Source organism: Burkholderiales bacterium (assembly GCA_035560005.1).
Taxonomy (GTDB): Bacteria; Pseudomonadota; Gammaproteobacteria; order Burkholderiales; family Eutrophovitaceae; genus DASRFY01.
The window spans coordinates 18,914-43,602 of sequence record DATMAN010000093.1 but is presented as its reverse complement, the minus strand read 5'-3'; the positions used below and the strand labels follow the sequence as shown (position 1 = coordinate 43,602).

Sequence of the window (24,689 nt, the reverse complement as noted above, 5' to 3'; positions counted from 1 at the left end):
GCCGGCTGGCGCTAGACGATGGTGAATCCTCCGTCCACCAGGAGCGTATGGCCGGTGACGAACCGCCCGGCTTCGCTGGCGAGATAGACCACTGCCGCCGCGACTTCCTCCGGCTCCGCCGGCCGGCCGAGCGGGATGCGTTCGAAGTTCCTCTTGAATTCGGCATTCTGCGCGCCTCTTTCCAGCATCTCGGTACGGGTGAACGTGGGCGAGACGCCGACCACGCGAATGCCGTACGGCGCCCATTCCGCGGCCAGCGAGCGCGTGAGGGAATTCAGGCCTCCCTTGGCCGCGGCGTAGGCCGCACGCAGCGGTCCGCCGACATGGCCGACTTGGGAGCTGATGTTCACGATCGTGCCCTTGAGGCCGCGTTCGATCATGCTCCGGGCCACCGCCACCGAAGCAAAGAACGGCGCTCTGAGATTGACGCTGGAGATCGAGTCGAACTCCTCCTCCGACAGCTCCAGCGCCGGCTTGACGATCGTCAGGCCTACATTGTTCACCAGCGCGTCGATCTTCCCGTAGGCGCCGAGCGCCGCATCGACGAACCGCCGGATGCTGGCCGTGCTGGCGACGTCCAGCGGCCAGGCACTGGCCCGCACGCCCGATGTCCGGCATTGCGCGGCGACGCGCTCGCACTCCTCGACGTGACGACTGCCCACGCCGAGATCCGCGCCGGCCTGCGCGCAGGCCAGCGCGATCGCGCGCCCGATACCGCGCCCCGCGCCGGTGACGAGCACCACTTTGCCCTCGAGATCGAATCCCAGCGGCTCAGGCACTTGACTCCTCCTTCATGGCGGCGCGTTCACCCATGCGACGGCCGCTTCGATCGGCGCACGTTCCGTACGATAGGCGTGAATCGGATGCGCCGCATCCGCGTAGCCGAACGAGATCCCGCACACGAGCTTGCGCTGCGCGGGCAAGCTCAGCTCCCTTCTGATCAGTTCAGGATACGAAGCGAGCGCTGCCTGGGCGATGCAGTCCACGCCGTAGTTCCTTGCCGCCAGCAGGAAGGTCGCCACGTACAGCCCGCAGTCGATCGCGCCGTAGACGCCGAGGTCCTCCTCGGTGGTGATGAGTGCCAGATGCGGCGCGCCGAACAGGCGAAAGTTCTCCAGCGACTGCCTGTGCGCCGCCTCGCCGTCATCGCGCCCGATACCCAGCGAGCGATAGAGCTGCAGCGCGCACACTTTGCGCCGCTCTCGGTAGACTCCCGTGTAGCGCCGGGGGAAGGCAAAATCCGGCGCGGGCGGATTGCCGGATGCGGCATGGGCATACAGCGTCTGGCGCAAGCGCTCGAGCGGCGCTCCGCTCAGCAGCACGACTTGCCAGGGCTGGCAGTTGCACCAGGACGGCGTGTGCTGGGCCAGATCGAGGATGTTCTCGATCGTGGACCTCGGCACGAGCCGATCCAGGAATCGCCTGCAGCTGTAACGGCTGCGCACTACCGATTCGAACTCCATCCCCTGTCCCTCGCCCGCCTCCTTGCAGGTACAAACTCGATGGAGCCTTCGGCGGCTAGGCCCTGCGCGCAGACCGACGGCTCATCCGCTTCGATGAGGCTTTTCGCCGCGGCGCCTTCCACGCAGCCGTCTTCGCCGTTGACTTGAAGACCTCGTCCACTTCTACCTGGAAGCCGTTGGCGAGGCGGTTGCCCGCGTTGGCGAGTGCCACGATCTCGTTCAGCTCGGCGAGCAGGGCGTCGCTCATGCCTTTTCTGCGCGCCGCCGCGATGTGCGAGTTGATGCAGTATTCGCAGTTGTTGGTGATGCTCACGGCAAGGTAGATCAGTTCCTTGGTCAGCGGGTCGAGCAGCGAAGGTCGCACCATGACTTCCTTCAATTGCCCCCAGAAGCGCTGGAGCAACGGGGGATGCACCGCCAGCGCCCGCCAGATGTTGTTCACATAGTCCGTGCCGCGCGTCGCCATGATGTCGTCGAACACCGCACGCGCCGCCGGCGGCGCTTCGGCGTAGTTCACGAGCCTGACCTGTGCCATCTTCTCTCCTTCCAACGGTGATCGAACGCCCCGCATCTTAACATCGGCTCCGAAAGGGCCTGGTTGGACGCTCGCGGAGTCTGCCTGCATAATGCGCGCTTGCCATCGGTCCGGATCATGAAATTCCTGTTCGACATCTTTCCCGTCATCGTCTTCTTCGTGGCGTTCAAGCTCTACGGGATCTACGCAGCGACTGCGGTCGCCATCGCCGCCACCTTTGCCCAGGTAGCCTGGTCCTGGACGCGGCACCGCAAAGTCGACAACATGCTGTGGGCGTCGCTGGCGATCATCGTGGTGTTCGGCGGCGCCACGCTGCTGTTGCACGACGAGACCTTCATCAAGTGGAAGCCCACCGTGCTCTACTGGCTGTTCGGTGCCGTTCTTTTCGGTTCGGAGGTCGTTTTCGGGAAGAACCTGATGCGCGCGATGATGGGCAAACAAATCGCTCTGCCCGAGCCCGTGTGGCGCAAAGTGAACCTGAGCTGGGTCGGCTTTTTCATCGTCATGGGTACCCTGAACCTGTTTGTCGCCTATCGGTTCGCCACCGAGGTCTGGGTCAATTTCAAGCTCTTCGGCGGAATCGGCCTGCTGCTGATCTTCGCCTTCGCGCAAGCGCTGCTGCTGTCGCGCCACATCCACCACGAGGAGAAACGCTAGCGGTGTTCTACGCCATCATCGGCGAGGACGTTGCGGACAGCCTGTCCAGGCGCATGGCGGTTCGCGCGGCGCATTTGAAACGGATCGAGGCGCTGGTGCAAGCGGGCCGATTGCTGCTGGCGGGCTCTTTCCCCGCGATCGACAGCCCCGAACCGGGGCCGGCCGGAATGTCCGGCAGTCTGATCGTCGCGGAGTTCGATTCACTGGAGGCCGCCCGCGCCTGGATCGAGGCCGATCCCTACGTGACCGAAGGCGTGTTCGCCGCCGTGGTCGTAAAGCCCTTCTGCAGGATCTTTCCGGAGTGAGCGTCGAGCAAACCATCCGGGCACGCCTCTCGGCGCTGCAGCCGCTATTCCTCGAGGTCCTCGACGAGAGCCACCGGCACGCCGGCCACGCCGGCGCCAAGGAATCCGGTGGCGGTCATTTCGAGATCGTCGTGGTTTCGGCAAAATTCGAGGGACAGCAACCGCTGGCGCGGCACCGCATGGTCTATGACGCTCTGGCCGGCCTCATGCCCAACCCGATCCATGCGCTGTCGATTCGGGCTTATACTCCCTGGGAAGCCGCCGCCGGAAAGCATTGATTCCGGCACAACCACAGACCAGACGGCGCTTTTCGATGTCCCACCACACAGAGGAACTGCAATGAATCTGCATCCATTTCTCCGATCGGCCTGCTTCGCTGCGCTGATCTTTCCCCTTTCCGCTCTGGCCGCCGACGGTACTTCGACCAAGCCGATCGCCAAGGTCAATGGAGTGTCGATTCCTCAGTCACGCCTGGAACTGGTCGCCAAGAGCCAGCTGGCGCAAGGGCAGGCCGACACTCCCGAATTCCGCGAGGAACTGCGCGACGTCCTGATCACCCGAGAGGTCCTGGCGCAAGAAGCGCTCCGGCGCAAACTCGACAGGGACCCGGCTTACATCGCGCAGATGGACATCGCACGCCAGCAGATTCTGCTCTCGGTGCTGTTCGATGATTTTCTCAAGAAGTACGAGCCGAACGAGGCGGCGATGCGCAAGGAATACGACAAGGTGAAGTCGGAGAACACCGGTTCCGGTCGCAAGGAGTACCTGTCGCGCCACATCCTGGTCAAGGATGAAGCGCAAGCCAGGGCGATCATCGAACAATTGCAGAACGGCGCCGATTTCGCTGCACTGGCGAAGGAGAAATCCACCGACCCGGGCTCGCGCGAAAAAGGCGGCGAACTGGCCTGGAGCGAGCCGGAGCGTTTCGTCGCCCCGTTTGGCGAGGCGCTCAGGCAGCTCAAGAAAGGCGAATACACGAGGCAGCCGGTGCAGACGCAGTTCGGTTACCACGTCGTGCAGGTGCTTGACGAACGCGCGCCGCCGTTTCCCGAATACGAAGCGGTGAAGCCTCAGATCCGCGAGGCGCTCCTCGCCCGGGCGCGCGGCGAGTACATCGACGCGCTGCGCGCCAAGGCCAAGATCGAGAAGGTCGGCTCGGTCAGCGCCGCGGAAGCGGAGAAGAAGTAGCTGCGGCTTTGACCGCGGAAGCACCGAACGCTAACCGACCCAGCGACGGGCGTTGCGAAACATCCGCAGCCAGGGACCGTCCTCTCCCCACTGCGGGGGATGCCAGGAGTTCTGGACGCTGCGGAATACGCGCTCGGGATGCGGCATGAGGATGGTGAAGCGTCCGTCCGGCGTGGTAAGTCCCGTCACGCCTTGCGGGGAGCCGTTGGGATTGAATGGATAGCGCTCGGTGATGCGCCCGTAGTTGTCGACGAAGCGCAAGGCCACCAGGGGCGCCGCCCGCTCGCGCGCGGCTGCCGACGAGAACTCGGCATAGCCCTCGCCGTGCGCGGTCGCCACCGGTATTCGCGAGCCCTCCATGCCGCAGAGAAACAGCGACGGGCTGCGGCAGACCTCCACCGTCACGAAGCGGGCCTCGAACTGCTCGGACTTGTTGCGCACGAAATGCGGCCAGGCGCCCGCCCCCGGGATCAGTTCGCGCAGGTTCGACATCATCTGGCAGCCGTTACACACGCCGAGCGCGAAGCTGTCAGAGCGGTGGAAAAACGCCTCGAACTCCTCGCGCGCCCGCGGATTGAACAGGATCGATTTCGCCCAGCCCTCGCCCGCGCCGAGCACGTCTCCATAGGAGAACCCGCCGCAGGCCACGATCCCCTGAAACCCAGTGAGCCGCACTCTGCCGGCCAGCAGATCGGTCATATGTACGTCGTGCGCCTCGAAACCCGCGCGGTCGAAAGCCGCCGCCATCTCCACGTGGCCGTTGACGCCCTGCTCGCGCAGGATCGCCACCTTGGGGCGGATTCCCCTCACGACGTAGGGTGCGGCGACGTCCTCCGAGGGATCGAAGCTCAGCCAGGGGCGCACCCCGGGATCGGCGGCGTCGAGAATGCGGTCGAATTCCTCTTGAGCGCACTGCGGATTGTCGCGCAGCCGCTGGATGCGAAAGCTCGTCTCCGACCACGCGCGCTGCAGCACCGTGCCCAGCTCGTTGAAGACCTCTCGGCCTCCGACATTGACGACAAGGCGTCCGGCGCGGTTCACCAGCCCGAGAATCGACAGCTCGGCACCCAGACCCGCTCGCTCGAAAGCCTCTCTCACCGCCGCCACGTCCTCGTCGCGCACCTGCAGGACGGCGCCCAGCTCTTCGTTGAACAAAGCGGCGATGACGCCGCGCCGCTGTGCCACCGAGCCCAGCTCGACCGTCACGCCTACGTGGCCGGCAAACATCATTTCGCACAGGGTGGCGAACAGCCCACCGTCCGAACGGTCATGGTAGGCAAGCAGCCGGCCCTGCTCATTCAGAGTCTGCAAGGTTTCGAACAGCGCCTTCAGCTTTCGGGGCTCGTCCAGGTCCGGGGTCTCGGCACCGATCTGATCGAGTACCTGCGCCAGCACGGACCCTCCCAGGCGGCATTTGCCTGCACCCAGGTCGATGAGCAACAGCGCGCTGCCTTCGAGCGCGGCCAGTTGCGGCGTGAGCGTCTTGCGCGCGTCCAAGCAGGGCGCAAACGCCGACACCACGAGCGACAGCGGCGCCACCACTTCCTTCTTCGTGCCGCAATCTTCCCAACTCGTGCGCATCGACATCGAGTCCTTGCCTACCGGAATGCTCAGACCGAGCTCCGGGCACAGTTCCAGGGCGACCGCGCGCACGGTGTCGTAGAGCACCGCGTCTTCTCCGGGGTAACCGGCCGCCGCCATCCAGTTGGCCGACAACTTCACATCAGCGAGCTTTTCCACCCTGGCGGCGGCGAGATTGGTAATCGCTTCGCCCACTGCCATGCGTCCCGAGGCCGGGCCGTCGATAACAGCGAGCGGCGCGCGTTCACCGATGGAAAACGCTTCCCCGCGATAAGTCTCGAATCCCATCAGAGTAACCGCCACATCCGCCACTGGTACCTGCCATGGCCCGACGAACGGATCGCGCGCGCACAGGCCGCCAACACTGCGGTCGCCGATGGCAACGAGAAACGTCTTGTCCGCCACTGCGGGAAAGCGCAATACTCGAAGCGCCACGTCGTACAGGTCCACCCCCGCCAGATCCAGTGGTGGTAGCCGGCGCGCAATCCTGGACGCTTCGCGCAACATCCGTGGCGGCTTGCCGAGAATCACTTCCAAGTCGACGTTGACCGGACTGTTGCCGAACAGCGGATCCTCCACCACCAGGCGGCCATCAGCGGTCGCCTTGCCCAGTATTGCGTACGGACAGCGTTCGCGCGCGCACAGCGCGCGCAACACCTCGAAACGTTCCGGTGCGACGGCGAGCACGTAGCGCTCCTGCGCTTCGTTGCACCAGATCTGCATCGGGGTCATGCCCGGCTCTTCCGATGGAATCTCGCGCAGATTGATACGTGCTCCGCAGCCGGCGGCATGCACCAGCTCGGGCAGCGCGTTGGCGAGTCCGCCCGCGCCCACGTCGTGGATCGAAACGATGGGATTGTCGGCGCCCATCGCGCAGCAGCGGTCGATCACCTCCTGAACGCGGCGCTGCATCTCGGCGTTGCCGCGTTGCACCGAGTCGAAATCGAGGTCCGCAGCATTGACCCCGGTCGTCATGCTCGACGCAGCGCCGCCGCCCATGCCGATCAGCATGCCGGGCCCGCCCAGCTGTACGATCAGCGCGCCAGCGTATACCGGTGCCTTGTGCGCCTGGGATGCCAGGATATTGCCCACACCGCCCGCGAGCATGATGGGCTTGTGATAGCCGCGCGCCACGCCGTCCACCACCTGCTCGTAGGTCCGGAAATAGCCGAGCAGATTCGGACGGCCGAACTCGTTGTTGAACGATGCGGCTCCGATCGGCCCCTCGATCATGATCGCGAGCGGCGAGGCGATCCGATCGGGCTTGCCGATCGAGACCTTTTCCCATGGCTGCTCATAGCCCGGTATGCGCAGATGGGAAACGCTGAAGCCCGTCAAGCCGGCTTTGGGCCTGGCGCCGCGGCCGGTGGCGCCTTCGTCGCGGATCTCTCCGCCCGCGCCGGTGGCCGCTCCAGGAAACGGCGAAATGGCGGTCGGATGATTGTGCGTTTCCACCTTCATCAGGATATGGATGGTTTCCTCGCCGTATCCGTAGACGCCGGAAGCATCCGGGAAGAAGCGGCGCACCCGAGTTCCTTCCATGACCGCCGCGTTGTCGGCATACGCCACCACCGTCCCCTGCGGATTGCGCCTGTGCGTCTCGCGAATCATCGCGAACAACGACCTCGGCTGCCGCTGGCCGTCGATCGCCCAGTCGGCGTTGAAGATCTTGTGCCGGCAATGCTCCGAGTTGGCCTGGGCGAACGTCATCAACTCGACGTCCGTCGGGTTGCGCGCCTCGCACCGGAAGCTCTCGAGCAGGTATTGCATCTCGTCGTCGGACAACGCGAGTCCCATTGCCCGGTTGGCGCGTTCCAATGCGGCCCGCCCCTCGCCCAGGAGATCCACCGTGGACATCGGCCGCGGGGTATGGCGATGAAACAGCTCGCGGGCCGCCTCCAGCGAATCGAGGACCGTCTCCGTCATGCGGTCGTGAATCAGCGGCAAGAGGCGCGCGCGTTCGCAATCCGCGAGCGGCCTGTTGCCCGCCGTGCGCACGTAATACGCCACACCGCGCTCGATGCGCGTGACCAGGTCCAGGCCGCAGGAATGCGCGATATCGGTGGCCTTGGAGGCCCACGGAGAAATCGTGCCGAGCCGCGGCACGACCAGCAGCATCCGTCCTTTGCGATCGACGCGATGGGCGACCGGGCCGTAGCTCAGGATGCGCTCGAGGACGGCCCGCAGCCGGGGGGGCAGAGACGCCTTGAGCTCGACGAAATGCCGGTATTCGGCCGAGATTCCCCGGACCGCCGGGACGGCGTGCTGAAGTGCGGAGAGGAGTTTGCGAAGGCGAAAGTCCGAGAGCGCGTTGCGGCCGCGCAAGCTGAGGAACTCGGGCATCTGAGCTCGCAGGAGTGACTAAAGCGCAATTATACGGTGACGGGTGACGCATGAGAGGTGACGAGTCGCGCGCTTTGACGTACTCCTCGGTCCCCGGTCGGACCATAATTGCTACACTGCCGTCGATGAAAACGGCGCCGGTCTTTCTCGCTGCGCATATTCGCGCGCTGGAGCATTGGGCGCAGGCGCAGTCTGCGCCCCCGCCGCTGATGGAGCGTGCCGGGCTCGCGACCGCCGAGCTGGCTCAGCAGCTCCTGGGAGCGCGCAGCCGGCGCATCCTGGTGCTGGCCGGCCCCGGTAACAATGGCGGCGATGCGTTGGTCGCTGCACGCCACCTGAAGAGCGCGTGGTTCGACGTGCAGGTGGTGTTCACCGGTAACGGCGCGAAGCTGCAGGCCGATGCCCGCGCCGCCTTCGACGCCTGGCGGGAGGCCGGCGGCACGCTGCACGCCACGCTTCCCGAGCATTGGCGCTGGGATTTCGCCCTCGACGGACTGTTCGGGATCGGCCTGTCGCGCCCCGTCGACGCCCGGCACGCGCAACTGATCAACGCGCTCAACGCGGCCGGAAAACCCGTCCTGTCGATCGATCTGCCCAGCGGGCTCGACGCCGATACCGGCCGCGTGCACGGCGCCGCGGTCCGCGCGACGCATACGATCACGTTTCTCGGGCTCAAGGCCGGACTCTACACCCTTGAGGGGCCGGATCATGCCGGTGTGATCCATCTCGACCGCTTGGGCGTGGAACACGCGCCGCTGCCGACAGATCACGGTCTGCTGATCGGAGACGACGTCATCGCCAGCGCGCTGCCGCCGCGCGCGCGCAACAGTCACAAAGGCCTGTTCGGCGACGTCGGCGTTCTCGGTGGTTCCGTGGGAATGGTCGGCGCCGCGCTACTCGCGGCACGCACGGCGCTGCGGCTGGGTGCCGGACGCGTGCTGGTCGGGCTCCTGGCAGACGGGCCCAAGGTCGATCCGCTGCAGCCCGATCTGATGCTGCGGCCGGCCGAAGAAGTGCTCGCCAGACCGAAGCTCGGATGCGCGGTGATCGGGCCCGGACTGGGACAGTCGCCCGTGGCGCGACGGCTGCTCGACAAGGGCCTTTCGCTCGACGCACCGGTGGTCCTCGATGCCGATGCGCTGAATCTGATCGCGGCGGAGCATGCACTGCGCGCGGCCGTGGTCCGCCGCGCCACGCCAACGCTGCTGACGCCGCACCCGGCGGAGGCAAGCCGCCTGCTGGGGACCACGGTCGAGCAGGTGCAAGGCGATCGCATCGCAGCCGCCTGCACGCTGGCCGGACAGTTCAAAGCGTTCGTCGTGCTCAAGGGCGCAGGCAGCGTGTGCGCCACACCCGACGGGCGCTGGCACATCAACACCTCGGGCAATCCCGGCATGTCCTCGGCCGGCATGGGCGACGTGCTGGCGGGCATCCTGGGTGCGCTGCTGGCGCAGGGAGCCTCGCCCGAGCGGGCGCTGCTTGCGGGAGTTCGGGTGCACGGCCTCGCGGCCGACGATCTGGTGGCCGCCGGCATCGGCCCTGTGGGCCTGACTGCCTCCGAAACCATCGACGCCGCCCGCGCTGCCTGGAACCGCCTCGCCTCCAAAGGCTGAAACTACAAACCGCCAAGATTGGTGTTCTTGGTCCCCTTGGTGGTTCGACGTAGTGTGTCTAGCCCGAGCCGTTGAGGGTGCCGAAGTCGACCGGAAATCGCACGTAGAACAGCTTCAGGCCCTCGTCCCGGATCAGCAAGAGCAGTCGGTCGATCTGCTCGTTCGAGGCCACGATCTCCAGCTCCACCGGCAGCTTGCCTGCCAGCTCGAAAAAGGTCTCGGCGTGCACCACGCCATGGCGCCCGTAGCCTTCGATCGCCCGGAAGATCGACGCGCCGGGGATGCCCATCTGCTTGGCGCGCTCGAGCAGCCACTCGACCAGCAGCTTGCCGTCGTGCTTCTGCTCTTCGGTCATGTACAGCTTCAGGCAGGTTCCGATCATGGGTCTCAGTTGTGGAGCGCGCGCACCGTCAGAATGCCGAGTACGGTCATCAGCAGCGATCCGGCCAGATGCGCGCCGATGTGTGCCGCCGCCCAGGCGTACTGCTGGCGTGCGAGCAGCGTGACCGCCTCGGCGGAGAACGTGGAGAACGTCGTCAAGCTGCCGAGAAAGCCGGTAACGACGAACAGCCTGACCTGCGCGTCGAGTACCGTGTGCTGCAAGAACAGCTCAACCGCGACGCCGACCAGGTATCCGCCGATCAGGTTGGCAAACAGGGTACCCAACGGCAGCGTGGGAACCATGGCGTTGAATACGAGGCCGAGCCACCAACGCAGCCAGGCGCCCAGCGCTGCACCCGCACCCACTGCCAGAACTCCGGAAACGGTCATGATCTCCCGCCTGTGTGCGTCTCATCGCCATGATAACGGGGCGCCCCCCGCCCATCGCGCGACTCTCCGGTACCGGGGTTCACTGCGCCGATTCCGGTCGCATGAATCCATACCTCTCGAAGATCTCTCGCGCCGTCGGGCTGCGCAGAAACTCCAAGTACCGCCTTGCGGCCGGGTTACGGCTTCCCGCCAGAGTCAACACCGCTCCCTGCTCGAGCCGGGGATGCATCTGCTCCGGAATCAGCGCGTAATGCCCCTTGCCGCGTTGCGCGGGGGCCGCGGCCAGCGAGAGTGCGACCATCCCGAGGTCCGCATTGCCTGTAACTACGAACTGCATTGCCTGCGCGATGTTTTGTCCATAGACAACCTTCTCCGAGACGTCCTTCCAGACGCCCGCCCGTTCCATCGCCGCCTTCGCCGCCTTGCCGTACGGGGCGTGCTCAGGGTTCGCGATCGCGATACGCACGACTGCGTCGTCGCGCAGCAGTTCCAGCCCCCGCTGCAGGTCGAGATCTTCGCGCGGTGTCCATAGCACGATTCGACCGATCGCGTAAGGAGTCAGGCTGGAGCCGTCGGCAAGTCCCTCGGCCACAAGCCTGAGCGGATAGCTCATGTCCGCAGACAGGTACACGTCGAAGGGGGCTCCATTGGCTATCTGCTTGAAAAACGTGCCGGAAGAACCGGTGCTGACCACAACCTCCACATCGCGATCCTGCCGCTTGAAGTGCGCGTTGAGTTCTTCCATGCAGTAAACAAGGTCGGCGGCCGCGGCCACCGTGACCGTCTGCTTTGCCTGGGCCGGGCCTGCGAAAACCGAGCCAAGAACCAGGCACGCGAGAAGCCGTCGCATTCTATCCTCCCATCGAGCTTCAGAAGTCCAGCTGGGCACGTACGGTGAGCGCCTTCTCCTCGTCCATGGTGTAGCCGTTGGCGACAACCGTCGTGTCGAAGTGGGTCACGATGTAGTTGAGCATCAACCGCGAGTAGGCGTTGGGCATCCATTTCAGGCCAACGGTCCAGGCATCAGCCTCGCGGGTGGGAGTCGAGGCTATCGCGCCGGTGCCGCTGGCAGACAGGCGACCGGTGTTGGCGTTGGCGCTGGTGGCATCGAGGAAATCGCCCGCGTCGAAGAGGCTGTAACGCAGCCCGACTTCGAACGCGCCCCAGCCACCCCCTTCCTCACTCGAGAAGTTGTTTCGCGGCCGGATGCGGGAAAATATTCCGTTGCCGTAGGCGTCGGCGTAGCTCTCCCCGGTGATCAGCCAAAGCACGCTCAGGTAGGCGGAATCGATCCTGCGGTCATAGCCGGTCGCCGGAGCAGTCGATCGTTCTCCTTCGTACTGCGCCTGCCAGTATTCGCCCTGCACCTTCCATGACCGGTGCGCCAGTGCGAACTCGATCGCCGACAATGTGCGATCGACATTCGACCCGGCGACCGTCGCCGAGGCAAACGCCTCCGGATTGAAGAAGACCACCCCGCGCCCCTCGGTCTGTCCGGTGGCAGCGGTGTAGGGATTGGCCTGGCTGTTGGCCGCCTTGCCCGACTTGTAGGACCCGCCAAGGTGGATGACGCCGTCCGCCATCTCCAGGATCCGCGCGAAGTCGGCGGTCAGGCGCGCGGTCAGCATCTTGCCGTCGGCGTCGACGTCCTGCCGCGACAGTTGCCGCTCCTCCAGATTCAGGCCGGTGCCGTTGCTGATCGTGACGCCGTAGTTGACTCCGGTGAAGGGCGCGCCGTGAATCATCACCCCTCGGTCGTAGTTCAGATTCTGGATCAGGTTATGGGTCAGCGCGCGTTCCTGGAAGTCGCTGAAGTTCGCTGACACGGTGTTCTCCAGCCCGAACTGCGGCTTGAACTGCCCGGCCCGCAGCCGTGCCTTGTCGAACCAGTTGAAGTCCAGGTAGGCATTGGTGACCGACGCGCTCTGGGTCGCGGCCCCGGAGGCGCTGCCAGAGGCGTACTCGCCTTCCACCGTAACGCCGTAGCTCTTCTGGAAGCTCATGTTCGCGCCCAGTCTCGCCCGGCGGACGCCGAAGGTGTTGGCCGCGGCTCCCGGATCGAACTGCCGGTAGTCGAGCTGTCCACGGCCGAAGATCCGCAGCGACCAGTCTCCCCGCGGATCGCTGAACTGGACACCCTCGCGCCAACTCAAGGACGGCACCTGGGCTTCAACCTTCTGCTGCATGGCGGTGCTCCTGTCCTTCTGCTCCGCCTGTTCTCTCAGCGAATCCACTTCCCTGCTCAGCGCGTCAACTGCCTCTTTCAGCTCTCTCACGCTGTCGGCGTCATCCTGCGCGGGCGCGGGCATCGCCGAAACCAGCGCCAGCCAGCCGAGCATGGTTATCCATCGTGTCTTCCCGGTACTGGTGTTCTTCATCCGGCCCTCATTGTTGTTGGTGTCCATCGTTTCCGCCATGCGCTGTATATAAACCAGCATAACGAAACAGAAAAAAACTCAACTTGCACCGGGCGCGGCGGCAGTTCCCCCTCCGCCTGCCTCCACCCCGTAGGTTTCCATCAGCAGTTGGCGGATGGCCCCGCGTACCGGGGTACCGAGCGCATCCCGGTAAGGTGGGCCCTTCAGATCGAGCGCCCGCTCCACTCTGCCCCCGCGCAGCACGATCACCTTCTCCGCAAGCGCGGCCACATCCTGCGGATCATGGGTGATCACCAGCATCGGTACCCCGAACAGCCACTGGATGTTCAGCAACTCCTGCCGGGTACGGATGCGCAGCAGCGGGTCGAGCGCCGCAAACGGTTCGTCCAGCAGGAGCACCGCGGGCTTGCGGATCAGCGCGCGCGCGAGCGCCACGCGCTGGCGCTGGCCGCCGGAGAGCTGCGCGGGATAGCTGCGCTCCAGGCCCTTCAGATCGAACAGCTCGAGCGCGTCGGTCACCTGGCGGTTCATGGCAGGCGCGAGGCCGCGCCGCCACCAGGGCCGCAGCGCGAACGCGACGTTCTGCTCCACGGTCAGATGCGGAAACAGCGCGTAGTCTTGGAACAGGTAGCCCACGCCGCGATGGCGCGCCGGGACGTCGATCGCCTTGGCGCTGTCGTAGAGCACCCGGCCGTCGACCACAATGCGCCCGCCTTCCGGCGTCTCGAGCCCGGCAATCGCCTTCAGGGTGAGGCTTTTGCCGGCGCCGGAAGGCCCGAAGATGACGCTGATGTCGTCTTCACAGGTAAAGGCCACCTCGAGACGGAACTCCCTGCCCTGGGAGCGCAGCGTCTTGCGGATGTCGACCTCGATTCTCACCGCGCGCTCAGGCAGGCTGGCGCGGTTTCAGAAGCTTGCCGGAGGCCACCAGGATGACGATGCACACCGTGGAAGTCAGGATCACGAGGAAGTTGGCGACCTCGTCGCGTCCCGCCTCCACCGCGTCGTAGATCGCGATCGACAGCGTCTGGGTCTTGCCCGGCAGATTGCCGGCGATCATCAAAGTGGCGCCGAACTCGCCCATGGCGCGCGCGAATCCGAGCATTGCGCCGGCCAGGATGCCGCGCCAGGCCAGCGGCAGCGTGACGCTCACGAACACCGACCACTCGGATTTTCCGAGGACCCTCGCCGCCTGCTCGAACTGCCGGTCCACGCCCTCGAATGCAGTGAGCGACGCCTTGTAGGCCAGCGGAAAGGCCACCACCGCGGCAGCGATCGCCGCGCCCTGCCAAGTGAAGACCAGCGTGATCCCGAAGTTGGCTTCCAGCCAGGCGCCAACGGGGCCGCGCCGTCCGAGCAGCACCAGGAGGTAATACCCCAGCACCGTCGGCGGAAGCAACATCGGCAGGCTCATCGCCGCATCGAGCACGTCGCGCCCCGTGAAGCGCGCGCGCGCAAGCGCATAGCCGACGCCGATACCCATGACGGACGCAAACAGCGTGGCCCAGCCCGCTACCTTGAGCGTGAGCAGCAGCGGGACCAGCACTTCGGGAGAGGTGGGCACGGACCGCGCGCGTCGTATACGGAACTATATAACGAGCCGAAGGCTATCGGCTCGCCGGATGCCCGTCAAGAACGCGAACTCTGGCGGGAAGGCGGCTTGCTCATCAGCGCGGCGAATTCGGCCAGCTCGCGGGCGACCGCGGCCGTGGCCTTGCGGTCCATGGCGCGATAGCGCCGGATCACGTCCTGGCCAAGCTCCGTGACACGGGCGCCCCCGCCGCGACTGCCGCCCGTGGCGGTCTGGACCAGCGGCCGCTCGAAGCAGCGGTTCATGGTGTCCACCAGCAGCCAGGCCCTGCGGTAAGACATGCCGAGCTTGCGCGCGGCAGCGGAGATGGATCCGGTGTCGGCGATGGCTTCCAGCAGATCCGCCTTGCCCGGACCCATGGCGATCGCCCGGCGAAACATGATGCGGATCTGCGGCTTGAGCGCCGCCCTGGACGCCGGTGCCGCGCTACGGCCGCGGGACATTACGACCAGCGCGAGGCAGCCGCATCGTCCGACGCGCGCGCATCGACCCAGCGGGTTCCGCCGGGTGTGTGCTCCTTCTTCCAGAACGGCGCGCGGGTCTTCAGGTAGTCCATCAGGAACTCGCAGGCGCGAAAGGCCTCGCTCCGATGCGCGCTCGTCACGACGACCAGCACGATCTGATCGGTCGGTTTGAGCCGGCCTACGCGATGGACCACCAAAACATCGTAGAGGTCCCAGCGCGACCTGGCCTCGTCGACGATCTTCTGCAGCGCCCTTTCCGTCATGCCGGGATAGTGCTCGAGCGTGAGTTCCGACACCGAATCCCCGTCGTTCACATCGCGTACCACGCCGATGAAGCTGGCGACCGCACCGATCTTCGGGTTGCCCGCGCGCAGCCGCGCGGCCTCGGCGCCCGCGTCGAAGTCCTCGGTTTGCACGCGCACGGTCATGTCAGCCTCCGGTGACCGGCGGCATGAACGCCACGGTATCTCCGTGGCCAATCGGCCTGTCGGCGTCGGCCATGTCTTCGTTGACCGCGACCAGCACCGGCCTGCCCGCCGCCAGCTCCGCGGCCCAAGCGCCTCCGCGCGTGCGCAGGAAGGCCATGAGGTCGCTCACCGTGCGCACGCCCGCCGGGACGACCAGTTCCTCCTCGCTGCAGTCCAGCGCTTCGCGCAGGCGGGCAAAGTAGCGAAGCCGGACCACGGCAGTCTGCGAGTCTGCGGGTTTCATGGCGTTATTCTAGCGCGCGGCTCAGCGCAGCCGCAGGTGGCCGAGGATGAAATCCGCGATCCGCTGGTATTCTTCGAGGCCGAAACGGGGCAGCGGCGCCCCCGGAATTTCGAGTGCATCGGTAGCCAGTGCCACCACGCTGGCATCGGAGGGAAAGATCCAATCCTTGGCGTTGGCCGTGCGATGCACCTCCAGCTTGGGGATGGGCTCGCGCTTGAACCCTTCGACCAGCACCAGGTCGCAGGGCGAGAGCTTGCAGAGGATCTGGTCCAGCGTCAGCTCGGGTGCGCCGCGCAACTCGGCCATGAGTGCCCAGCGCGCGCGAGACGACACCAGCACTTCCTGCGCGCCGGCCATCCGATGGCGGTAGGAGTCCTTGCCCGGTTGATCGATGTCGAAGCTGTGGTGCGCGTGCTTGACCACGCTGACACGCATCCCGCGCCCGACCAGGACCGGGACCAGATGCTCGAGCAGCGTGGTCTTGCCGCTGCCCGAAAAGCCGGCAAAGCCGAATGCCTTCTGGCCCACCGGCGGATCAGCGACGCTTCTTCTGCTTGTAACGCGCGGCGAGGCGGTCCTGCACCCTTTCCAGGGCTTTCCTGGCCGCCTCTTCTTCCTTGGCTTTCTTCTCCGCGGCCGCCTGCTTCTTCGCCGCTTCTTCCGGCGTGGGCGGGGGCAGACGGCCGAATGCGGCGCCGGCCGACAGCGCGAACAGCGCGGCCAGAGCGACGCCGCTCAATATTGCTCGCATCCGCTTGCCTCTCGTTGCATGCTCAGCCCGGTGCCCCCGCGCGTTGCACGGGCGTGGCGGCGGTCGCCCTCGCACCGGCTTTGACTTCCCGATACCACAGCTCGTGGTGTTCTTTGGCCCAGATCTCATCCACGAAGCCGGTCTTCATTCCCTCGTAGGCGCCTTCGGTGCCGATCGTGCCCATGTAGATATGCCCGAAAGAGGCCAGGACGAACAGCAGCGCACCGATGCCGTGCACGATGTTGGCCACCTGCATCGTATAGCGCGTCTGGTCGAAGTTGGGAAAATCGAGCACCAGGCCCGATGCACCGACGATCAACCCGAGAAACGCCACCCCGCCCCAGAACCAGCCCTTCTCCGCGGCGTTGTACTTGCCCGAAGGCACGTGCGCCTTTCCGGTCAGCACCAGCGGGGCCTTGCGCAGCCATTCCCAGTCGGCTTTGCGCCACAGGTTGTCGCGCAGGTAGGTGAAGAACATGCAGGCCACCGAGAAAATGAACAGCGGGCCCACGAAGTTGTGCAGGGTCTTGGACACCGTGGCCAGCCACGAGAACGCGTTGTAGCCGATCACCGGAATCAGAAAGTGCTTGCCGAAGAGCAGCACAATGCCGGTGACTGCCAGGATCACGAACGTCACGGCCGTGCACCAGTGGACGATCCGCTCCCAGCGGGTAAAGCGCTCGATCTTGCGCCCGCTGGGCGGCTCATGCAGCTTCATCGGCCCGCTCTTGCGGTAGAACAGATAGATCGCGACCGGAACCAGGATCAGCAGCGCGCCGCCGATCAGCGTCACCGGACCGTTGCGGATCTGCCGCCAGGTCTCTCCGCTCGCCTGGATCAGCACGCCGCTCTCGCGGCCCCGCACCTGGGTGGTGTGCGCTGCGCCCGAGCGGACCTCGCGCCATGCCGGCGCGTTGTTCAGCGGCTGCTCGACCTGGCGCTTGGCCTGGTCTTGCGCCGGATCGGCGCCCACCGCTCCGCCCAGCGCACTACACACCGCCAACCAGCAGCCGATGAACACCGCGCGCAGCCGCATGTCAGCCGCTCCCTTTCATTCGCGTGAACTCGCTCTGCTTGAGGTTGCGCGCCTTGATCTCGCGTTCCCACTGCGCGCGGTCGGCACCGAACTGATCGGACAACCACGCCGGGGTGTCCGGCTTGCCGGCGTACTTTCCACCCTGGTAGTGCACCGTCTGCGGCGTTTCCCCGCAACCGGCCAGGAGCACCGCCAGCAACCCCGACAGCAGCAGCCTCACGACTCGGGCTCCTTCTTCGGCTCCGGACGGCCGTAGGCGGTACCCCAACCCCATACTTCCGCACCCTTGCCGCGAATCAGCACACGCTCGCGGTAGATGTCGGCCAGCACGTCGCCGTCGCCGCCCAGCAGCGCTTTGGTCGAGCACATCTCGGCACAGATCGGCAGCTTGCCTTCGGCGAGGCGATTGCGCCCGTACTTCTCGAATTCCGCGTGCGAACCGTTCTCCTCCGGCCCGCCGGCGCAGAACGTGCACTTGTCCATCTTGCCGCGCACGCCGAACGCGCCTGCCTGGGGAAACTGCGGCGCACCGAACGGGCAGGCGTAGAAGCAGTAGCCGCAGCCGATGCACAGGTCCTTGTCGTGCAGCACCACGCCGTCCTCGGTCTTGTAGAAGCAGTCCACCGGGCACACCGCCATGCACGGCGCGTCGGAGCAGTGCATGCAGGCCACCGAGATCGAGCGCTCGCCCGGCACCCCGTCGTTGATCGTGACCACCCGGCGACGGTTGATGCCCCAGGGAACCTCGTGCTCGTTCTTGCACGCAGTCACGCAGGCGTTGCACTCGATGCAGCGTTCCGCGTCGCAGATGAATTTCATTCTCGCCATGGTCCGGCCTCCTCACTCAGGCGCGCGTGAATCTGCACAGCGTCACCTTGGTGGCTTCCTGCATCATGGTCACCGAGTCGTAGCCGTAGGTCGTTGCGGTGTTCACCGCTTCGCCCCGCACCACCGGCGCAGTACCTTCGGGATAGCGCTCTTTCAGGTCCTTGCCCATCCACCAGCCGCCGAAGTGGAACGGCATGAACATCACGCCGGGCGCCACGCGTTCGGTCACCAGGGCCTTGACCTTGATGCGCGCTTTGCCCGGGGTCTCGACCCAGATGTACTCGTTGTGGCGCACACCCTGATCGTTGGCGTCCCTGGGATTGATCTCGGCGAACATTTCCTGCTGCAGTTCGGCCAGCCAGGGATTGGACCGCGTTTCCTCTCCGCCGCCCTCGTACTCCACCAGCCGCCCGCTGGTCAGGATGATCGGATAATCCCGGACGGCGCTGCGGTTCTTTTCCTGCACCGATCGGAACAGCGTGGGCAGCCGCCAGAAGGTCTTCATGTCCTCATGGGTGGGATAGCGTTCGATCAGATCGGGACGCGCCGAGAACAGCGGCTCACGGTGCAGCGGCACCGGATCCGGGAAGTTCCACACCACCGCGCGCGCGCGCGCATTTCCGAAGGGCGCGCAGCCGTGCTTGATCGCCACCCGGATGATCCCGCCCGACAGGTCGGTCTTCCAGTTCTTGCCTTCCGCCGCCTTTTGCTCCTCGGGCGTCAGTTCATTCCACCAGCCCAGCTTCTTGAGCAGGACATGGTCGAATTCCGGATAGCCGCCGTCGAGGTCCGAGTTCTTCGGATGCGAGCCATCGGCCGCGAGCAGGCTCACCCCGTTGCGTTCCACGCCGAAGTTGGCGCGGAAGCACAATCCCCCATCCTTGACTTCCAGCGCCGTGTTGTAGAGCACATGCGTGCCGGGATGCTTGAGCGCGGGCGTACCCCAGCACGGCCACGGCAGGCCGAAGTAGTCGCCGTCGCACGGCCCGCCCCTGGCGCGCAGTGTCACCGGATCAAAGGTATGCATGTGCTTCATGTGCAGCTTGAGCCGCTCGGGCGACTGCCCCGTGTAACCGATCGTCCAGGTGCCGCGGTTGATCTCGCGCAGGATATCCTCGGGTACCGGCTCGTCCCAGCCGTCCTTGTCCTTCACCAGCTTGATGTTTCTGACCAGCTGCTCGGCAAACCCGAACTTCCTGGCGAACGCATACATGATCGTGTGGTCGGGCTTGGACTCGAACAGCGGCTCGATTACCTTCTCGCGCCATTGCAATGAACGGTTCGACGCGGTGCACGAGCCCGAGGTCTCGAACTGGGTGGCCGCCGGCAGCAGATAGACGCCTTCCTTGCGCTCGGGCATGACCGCGGCGGCGGTGGGATAAGGGTCGATGATGACCATCAGATCCAGCTTCTCCATCGCCTGCTTCATCTCGGCGCCACGCGTCTGGCTGTTCGGCGCGTGGCCCCAGTAGATGAGCGCGCGCAGGTTCGGACCCTGGTCGATGTGCTCGTTCGCCTCCAGCACGCCGTCGATCCAGCGCGACACGGTCATGCCGGGCTTCTCCATCATCTCCTTGGAAACATAGCGGCTCTTCACCCATTCGTAGTCCACGCCCCACACCGCGCACCAGTGCTTCCAGGCGCCTTCCGCCAGGCCGTAGTAACCCGGAAGCGACTCGGGGTTGGGACCGACATCGGTCGCGCCCTGCACGTTGTCGTGGCCGCGGAAGATGTTGGCACCGCCCCCGGACACGCCGATGTTGCCCAGCGCCAGCTCCAGGATGCACAGCGTGCGCACGTTGGCGTTGCCCACCGTGTGCTGGGTCACACCCATGCACCACACGACAGTTCCCGGCCGGTTCTCGTGCATGGTCTTGGCGACCAGAAAGACGTCCTTCTCGTCCACGCCGGTGACGTCCTTCACGCGCTCGGGTGTCCACTTCATGACTTCCTTGCGCACTTCTTCCATCCCGTACACGCGATCGGCGATGTACTTGCGGTCTTCCCATCCGTTCCTGAAGATGTGGTAGAGCACGCCCCACACGAACGGAATGTCGGTGCCAGGTCGGATGCGCACGTAATGGTCGGCTTTGGCCGCGGTGCGGGTGAAGCGTGGATCGACCACGATCATCTTCGAGCCCTTCTCCTTGGCGTGCAGGATGTGCAGCAAGGAGACCGGGTGCGCCTCGGCGGCATTGGAGCCGATGAACAACATGCACTTCGAGTTCTGCATGTCGTTGTAGGAGTTGGTCATCGCGCCGTAGCCCCAGGTGTTGGCCACACCCGCGACCGTGGTCGAGTGACAGATGCGCGCCTGGTGGTCGCAGTTGTTCGTGCCCCAGAACGAGACGAACTTGCGCAGCAGGAAGGCCTGCTCGTTGGAGTGCTTGCTGGAGCCCACCCAGAACACCGCGTCGGGGCCGCTCGCCTGGCGGATCTCGAGCAGTTTGTCGCCGATCTCGTTGATCGCCTGATCCCATGAAATGCGCTCGTACTTGCCGTTCACGAGCTTCATCGGGTAGCGCAGCCGCGCGTTGCCGTGACCGTGCTCGCGCACCGAAGCACCCTTCGCGCAATGCGAGCCCATGTTGATCGGGGAGTCGAACACCGGCTCCTGCCGGATCCACACGCCGTTTTCCACGACGGCGTCGATCGCGCAGCCCACCGAACAGTGGGTACAGACCGTGCGCCTGACCTCGACGTTGCCCTCCTGCGCGCTGGAGGCCGCTTGCCCGCGGCCGATCACGTTGAACGGCAACTGGCTGATCGCGGCGCCTGCGCCGACGGTCAGCCCGGCCCGCTTCAGGAAACTCCGCCGGTCCAGGGTAGAGGCGACCGGCCAGGCGGACATGGGTCGTGCGCTCGCCTCACCGCGGCTAGCGCTGATCTTGCGAAGCAACATGACTCTCCTCCTTTACACGCGCGCGGTACGGTAGTAATTGCGCACGTGTGCAGTCAGGCGATAACCCTTGGAGTGCTTCGAGTCGGCGGCGAGCGGCGGCCCCTCGGCTGCAGCAGTCGTATGGCGCTGACCGGAAAGGGCCGCGACCGCGACCCCGGCGCCGCCCAGCCCCAGTGTGGCAAGAAAACGCCTGCGTGCGGGCTTGCTCATCGACTTCCTCCTCGTGCGGCGCGCGTGCCGATGCGCGCCGGCTAGTAATTTTCGAACTGCGCCGACTCGGTGTCGAGGAAGACCCGGGTCAGCGCGACCACGTTCCGGTAGAAGTTCGCCCCTTCGGTCTGCTCCACTCGCGCCGCGAGCTTCGTGTACCACGGCTTCAGATGGCGGAAAAAGAACGCCTTCTGAGTCTCGAAGCCGCCCGCCGGATCGTCTTGCCGCGTGACGATCAGCAGCCGCATCGCCTCCAGCAGCGCCGCGATGTGGTCTTCGGTCTCGACGGCCGATTGTAAGCGAGAAAAGCCTAGACGCGCGAGGTCGTCGCGCAGCTCGGCGAGCGGAACCTCGTTGAGGAAGCCGGTCAGGTACCAGGAGGCGTTGAGCACCACCGGGGGCTCGCCCACGCTGATGAACAGGTCTCTGTACTCCGCTCGCACCGCTTCGGGGTCCGTCACCGCGCATGCCGCCTGCAGGCGGCGCCATTCGCGGGCAAGAGGAGGATCCCCCTCGGCGGCCGCCCCGATGTCGTCCGCCGCCGCCACGGCCTGCAGCAAGGACGGCGCCGGCGCTGAAGCCCACAGGGCAGCCAGCAGGGCGTAGAGGTCCGCGCGCGCGGCGTCTTCTGCCGCCAATGCCTCATTGTCTGGCAAAGCGAGCGTGCTCATGGTTTCAGGTCGAAGATGCTGACCTCGTCGCGACCCTGCATCAGGTCGACGACCCGGCAGTCTGCGCACATGCGAAGGCGCCTGAGCGCTTCGGGTGACGAGAACATCGGATGCTCCACCAGGCGGCCGACCATCCGGTCGATCACGCGGGTGGCCGCGAACTCCTTGCCGCAGCGGATACAGCGGAACGGCGTGTCCTCGTTCAACACGACTTCGCGTTTCGCGTCTGCGCCAAGCGCCACTCGCGGCACGAGCGAGATCGCGTCCTCGGGGCAGGCCCGCTCGCACAGTCCGCACTGCACGCAGTTGGCTTCGACAAACCGCAATTGCGGCCGGTCTCTGCCGTCGAGCAGCGCGTTCTCCGGACAGGTCCCGACGCAGGCCATGCACAGCGTGCAGCTCTCACGGTTCACTCGTACGGCGCCGAAGGGTGCGCCCGCCGGCATCTGCACCGCCTCCCCTGGCGCGGGGGCATGCGCGGCCAGATGGTCGATCGCGAACCACAACGTCGTGCGCTTGCGGTCGAAGAGCCGGAACTTCGCCGGCGGCGGGCAGTGTTCGGCAGGCTCCAGGGCACGCAGCGCATCTTCCAGCGCTGCGGCGTCGGTGGCCACGACCAGCCCCAAGTGGCGCGAGCCGTAACCCAGCGCCTCGAGCAGAAGTCGTCCGTACTCGAGCTGCTGCGAGAGCGCCGTGCGGTAGGCTTCCGGCTCGGTGGCGGCAGACAACACGAGGCACTGGTTCGCACCGAGCACAATGGCACCCAGTGCCAGATCGAGCCCGACCGAAGCGATGTGGTGCACCGGCAGCGCGATGACCCGCTCGGGCACGGCCGCGCGCTGCTCCAGCGCCTCGATCAGCCGCGCGGCGCTCCCGTCGTGCAACAGCAGACAGGCCGCGCGCCCGCCGGCCGCGTGAAATGCCTCCAGCATTGCCCGGATGCGGTCGCCCTGGTAGTCGACTTTCGGAAAGGCGTAGGACATCGCTCCTGAGGGACATACCGTGGCGCAGCCTCCGCAGCCCATGCACAGGTGCGCGTCCACCCCGACGCGATCGCCCGCAGCGGAAATGGCCCGCGTCGAGCACACTTCGATGCAGCGATCGCAGCCTTCAAGGCCGCAGCGGCTGTGCGCGCAGATCGACGCGTCATAGAGAAAGTACTTCGGCTTGTCGAACTCGCCGACCGCCTCGCGGATTTCCTCCAGAGCGGCGCGCACGGCGCGCTCATCGCGTCCCGGGGCGAAGTATCCCTGCGGCGGTTGCGGCATCGTGAACAGCGGCGCCTCGCCCAGATCCAGAATCAGGTCGAAGACCGCGCTGCGCGGGCGCTCGGAGGCTTCCAGCGGGGCGTCCGGTTCCCAGCGCACGGTGAAATTGCCCAGATAGCCGTGCGCTTCCACCGGCCGGCCGCAGAGCACGGTCAACGCCGGCGCTGCGCGACCGGCCGTTCCGTCGGTCACCAGCGCGGTCACCGGCAGGGTGGCGGCCAGTTCGCCGGCCCTTGGCAGCACTTCGTTGGCCGGGCCCACGACCAAGGTCCGCCCCCGGGAACGGTAGACCACGCTCGGCACCGGTTCGGGAGGCGGCAGAGCGGCGGCCGCGGCCAGCGCGGCCAGTGCCGGGCTGATGGGTCCTCCGGGCGTCGCGCTGTTCCTCGCTTCGCCCAGACTCGCGCCGTGCGTCATAGCGCTCGCGGATCTTTGTCCGTCGGCGAGGCTGGATCGGTCTCATCGCCGCGGAGCGGCTGCTCTGGCGCGTGCGCCTCGGGCCGCCCAGCGCCCGCCGAACTCTGCGCTTCCCGGTCCAGCGCGAGTGCGGCGCAGGCATGACGCAGCAGCACCGCTACGCCGGCCGCCAGCGGCTCGGGTTTCGAGTAGTCGCCGACATACACGTCCAGCCCGTCCATCGCCTTGAATCGTTCGGACGAAAACAGTCTCTTCAGCGCCGCACGGCGCAGCTGCGGATCCACTTTCGGGTGCAGAAAGGCGCTGTAATCGGAATCGGGACCCAGTTCCTCGATCGGCGGCAACGGCGGCGGCTCCTCGTCGTCGCGCCCGACAGGTTCGGGCTGCGCCGCTTCGCCTTCGCGCTTGAGTCGCGACCAGCGCCGCAGGAACGATTCCGGCGTGTCGCTCATCGGCTGTCCCGGGACATCGCGCGCTCGCGCTTTCGGCCGCTCCTGACCTCGGGCTTGTAGTGTTCTTGCGCGAATCGCGCGATGGGCTCGACCAGCTCCGGCGGCAGCGCAACCGCATCGACCTGTTCGCCCGCGTCCAGCCAGCGCGCCGCCTCCTCGTAGCTCGCGGTGACGAGCACCGGAATCGCTTCCTCGTCGCGCATGCGCCACAGGACGAATGCGCTCGGACGGGGCGAAGTCACGTTGAGGTAGTAGCCCTGCGCTTCGTCGCGACGCAACTCGATGACATGGCCACCGAACAGAACCTGGCGCTCGCGCCCGGTGTCGACCAGGACGCGGCGCGCCGCCTCCGCCGATCGGCCCACGAGAACGCCCCGCGCCTCCCAGTGCTGCGCCACCCAGCGATTGCCGTCGCGAAGCAGCGACATCACGACCGACACATCGAACTTTCTGACCGCCATCGCGTCTGTGACCATAACCATGAGTGGAGCGCAGGAATGTGGTTTCACCGCGCGGACCTGGCGATTATAGTAAACGGATGCGGGCGCCCGGTC

General features: G+C 66.0%; 29 protein-coding genes. 5 read left to right on the top strand and 24 right to left on the bottom strand.

The window, feature by feature from the left end:
- Positions 1-11: 11 nt before the first annotated feature.
- From VNM24_14245 to VNM24_14235, 3 genes are read right to left on the bottom strand one after another with little or no spacing between them, the layout of a single operon-like run.
- Positions 12-779, bottom strand: coding sequence for a glucose 1-dehydrogenase (locus VNM24_14245; GenBank protein HWQ39744.1), 768 nt, complete (start codon positions 777-779; stop codon positions 12-14).
- A 12-nt stretch (positions 780-791) separates the two neighbouring features.
- A complete protein-coding gene (locus tag VNM24_14240; GenBank protein HWQ39743.1) occupies positions 792-1,463 on the bottom strand; it encodes a nitroreductase in 672 nt (223 codons plus the stop codon).
- Positions 1,464-1,518: 55 nt separating this feature from the next.
- Positions 1,519-1,998 (bottom strand): carboxymuconolactone decarboxylase family protein, encoded by a 480-nt coding sequence (locus tag VNM24_14235; GenBank protein HWQ39742.1) that lies wholly within the window; start codon positions 1,996-1,998, stop codon positions 1,519-1,521.
- Between the two features lie 117 nt (positions 1,999-2,115).
- On the opposite strand from VNM24_14235, the gene VNM24_14230 reads away from it, so the two are divergent.
- From VNM24_14230 to VNM24_14215, 4 genes are all read left to right on the top strand, one after another.
- Positions 2,116-2,655, top strand: coding sequence for a septation protein A (locus VNM24_14230; protein ID HWQ39741.1), 540 nt, complete (start codon positions 2,116-2,118; stop codon positions 2,653-2,655).
- Positions 2,656-2,657: 2 nt separating this feature from the next.
- Positions 2,658-2,960 (top strand): YciI family protein, encoded by a 303-nt coding sequence (locus tag VNM24_14225; protein ID HWQ39740.1) that lies wholly within the window; start codon positions 2,658-2,660, stop codon positions 2,958-2,960.
- Positions 2,957-3,238, top strand: a complete 282-nt coding sequence (locus tag VNM24_14220) for a BolA family protein (protein ID HWQ39739.1) — start codon at positions 2,957-2,959, stop codon at positions 3,236-3,238. Before VNM24_14225 ends, VNM24_14220 begins: the two co-directional genes overlap by 4 nt.
- A gap of 61 nt (positions 3,239-3,299) precedes the next feature.
- Entirely contained in the window at positions 3,300-4,148 is an 849-nt protein-coding gene (locus tag VNM24_14215) for a peptidylprolyl isomerase (GenBank protein HWQ39738.1), read from the top strand.
- Positions 4,149-4,178: 30 nt separating this feature from the next.
- Here VNM24_14215 and purL read toward each other — a convergent pair whose 3' ends face one another.
- Positions 4,179-8,072 (bottom strand): phosphoribosylformylglycinamidine synthase, encoded by a 3,894-nt coding sequence (gene purL, locus VNM24_14210; GenBank protein ID HWQ39737.1) that lies wholly within the window; start codon positions 8,070-8,072, stop codon positions 4,179-4,181.
- A gap of 125 nt (positions 8,073-8,197) precedes the next feature.
- Here purL and VNM24_14205 point away from each other — a divergent pair, with 125 nt between their 5' ends.
- On the top strand, positions 8,198-9,685 hold the full coding sequence (locus VNM24_14205) for an NAD(P)H-hydrate dehydratase (protein HWQ39736.1): 1,488 nt from the start codon (positions 8,198-8,200) through the stop codon (positions 9,683-9,685).
- 58 nt (positions 9,686-9,743) lie between these two features.
- Here the strand turns inward: VNM24_14205 and VNM24_14200 are convergent, their stop codons facing one another.
- The 20 genes from VNM24_14200 to VNM24_14105 all read right to left on the bottom strand — a co-directional run bounded on the left by VNM24_14200 (position 9,744) and on the right by VNM24_14105 (position 24,617).
- Complete coding sequence (locus VNM24_14200) at positions 9,744-10,067, bottom strand: DUF190 domain-containing protein (protein HWQ39735.1); 324 nt, start codon at positions 10,065-10,067, stop codon at positions 9,744-9,746.
- Positions 10,068-10,072: 5 nt separating this feature from the next.
- Positions 10,073-10,456, bottom strand: coding sequence for a fluoride efflux transporter CrcB (crcB, locus tag VNM24_14195; GenBank protein HWQ39734.1), 384 nt, complete (start codon positions 10,454-10,456; stop codon positions 10,073-10,075).
- Positions 10,457-10,535: 79 nt separating this feature from the next.
- Complete coding sequence (gene modA / locus VNM24_14190; protein ID HWQ39733.1) at positions 10,536-11,306, bottom strand: molybdate ABC transporter substrate-binding protein; 771 nt, start codon at positions 11,304-11,306, stop codon at positions 10,536-10,538.
- Positions 11,307-11,325: 19 nt separating this feature from the next.
- Positions 11,326-12,873: a porin gene (locus VNM24_14185; GenBank protein HWQ39732.1), complete on the bottom strand. Its 1,548-nt coding sequence runs from the start codon at positions 12,871-12,873 to the stop codon at positions 11,326-11,328.
- A 39-nt stretch (positions 12,874-12,912) separates the two neighbouring features.
- Complete coding sequence (locus tag VNM24_14180; GenBank protein HWQ39731.1) at positions 12,913-13,713, bottom strand: ATP-binding cassette domain-containing protein; 801 nt, start codon at positions 13,711-13,713, stop codon at positions 12,913-12,915.
- 7 nt (positions 13,714-13,720) lie between these two features.
- Entirely contained in the window at positions 13,721-14,398 is a 678-nt protein-coding gene (modB, locus tag VNM24_14175) for a molybdate ABC transporter permease subunit (protein HWQ39730.1), read from the bottom strand.
- A gap of 65 nt (positions 14,399-14,463) precedes the next feature.
- The gene (locus VNM24_14170; GenBank protein ID HWQ39729.1) at positions 14,464-14,868 is read right to left on the bottom strand and encodes a winged helix-turn-helix domain-containing protein; all 405 of its coding nucleotides are present in this window, start codon (positions 14,866-14,868) and stop codon (positions 14,464-14,466) included.
- A complete protein-coding gene (gene moaE / locus VNM24_14165) occupies positions 14,868-15,317 on the bottom strand; it encodes a molybdopterin synthase catalytic subunit MoaE (GenBank protein HWQ39728.1) in 450 nt (149 codons plus the stop codon). Before moaE ends, VNM24_14170 begins: the two co-directional genes overlap by 1 nt.
- Position 15,318: 1 nt before the next feature.
- The gene (moaD, locus tag VNM24_14160; GenBank protein HWQ39727.1) at positions 15,319-15,600 is read right to left on the bottom strand and encodes a molybdopterin converting factor subunit 1; all 282 of its coding nucleotides are present in this window, start codon (positions 15,598-15,600) and stop codon (positions 15,319-15,321) included.
- A 21-nt stretch (positions 15,601-15,621) separates the two neighbouring features.
- Entirely contained in the window at positions 15,622-16,128 is a 507-nt protein-coding gene (gene mobB, locus VNM24_14155) for a molybdopterin-guanine dinucleotide biosynthesis protein B (GenBank protein ID HWQ39726.1), read from the bottom strand.
- A 7-nt stretch (positions 16,129-16,135) separates the two neighbouring features.
- Complete coding sequence (locus tag VNM24_14150; protein ID HWQ39725.1) at positions 16,136-16,351, bottom strand: hypothetical protein; 216 nt, start codon at positions 16,349-16,351, stop codon at positions 16,136-16,138.
- 22 nt (positions 16,352-16,373) lie between these two features.
- Positions 16,374-17,387 (bottom strand): formate dehydrogenase subunit gamma, encoded by a 1,014-nt coding sequence (locus tag VNM24_14145; GenBank protein ID HWQ39724.1) that lies wholly within the window; start codon positions 17,385-17,387, stop codon positions 16,374-16,376.
- 1 nt (position 17,388) lies between these two features.
- Positions 17,389-17,607 (bottom strand): hypothetical protein, encoded by a 219-nt coding sequence (locus VNM24_14140; protein HWQ39723.1) that lies wholly within the window; start codon positions 17,605-17,607, stop codon positions 17,389-17,391.
- The gene (fdh3B, locus tag VNM24_14135; GenBank protein ID HWQ39722.1) at positions 17,604-18,215 is read right to left on the bottom strand and encodes a formate dehydrogenase FDH3 subunit beta; all 612 of its coding nucleotides are present in this window, start codon (positions 18,213-18,215) and stop codon (positions 17,604-17,606) included. Before fdh3B ends, VNM24_14140 begins: the two co-directional genes overlap by 4 nt.
- 16 nt (positions 18,216-18,231) lie before the next feature.
- A complete protein-coding gene (locus VNM24_14130; protein ID HWQ39721.1) occupies positions 18,232-21,066 on the bottom strand; it encodes a formate dehydrogenase subunit alpha in 2,835 nt (944 codons plus the stop codon).
- Positions 21,067-21,129: 63 nt separating this feature from the next.
- Positions 21,130-21,327, bottom strand: coding sequence for a formate dehydrogenase (locus VNM24_14125; protein ID HWQ39720.1), 198 nt, complete (start codon positions 21,325-21,327; stop codon positions 21,130-21,132).
- A gap of 41 nt (positions 21,328-21,368) precedes the next feature.
- On the bottom strand, positions 21,369-21,998 hold the full coding sequence (locus VNM24_14120) for a molecular chaperone TorD family protein (protein HWQ39719.1): 630 nt from the start codon (positions 21,996-21,998) through the stop codon (positions 21,369-21,371).
- Positions 21,995-23,683, bottom strand: a complete 1,689-nt coding sequence (locus VNM24_14115; protein ID HWQ39718.1) for a 4Fe-4S binding protein — start codon at positions 23,681-23,683, stop codon at positions 21,995-21,997. The genes VNM24_14120 and VNM24_14115 overlap by 4 nt, the downstream gene beginning before the upstream one ends.
- The gene (locus VNM24_14110) at positions 23,680-24,135 is read right to left on the bottom strand and encodes a DUF3306 domain-containing protein (GenBank protein HWQ39717.1); all 456 of its coding nucleotides are present in this window, start codon (positions 24,133-24,135) and stop codon (positions 23,680-23,682) included. The genes VNM24_14115 and VNM24_14110 overlap by 4 nt, the downstream gene beginning before the upstream one ends.
- Positions 24,132-24,617, bottom strand: a complete 486-nt coding sequence (locus VNM24_14105; protein ID HWQ39716.1) for a DUF3305 domain-containing protein — start codon at positions 24,615-24,617, stop codon at positions 24,132-24,134. Before VNM24_14105 ends, VNM24_14110 begins: the two co-directional genes overlap by 4 nt.
- Between the last annotated feature and the right edge of the window lie 72 nt (positions 24,618-24,689).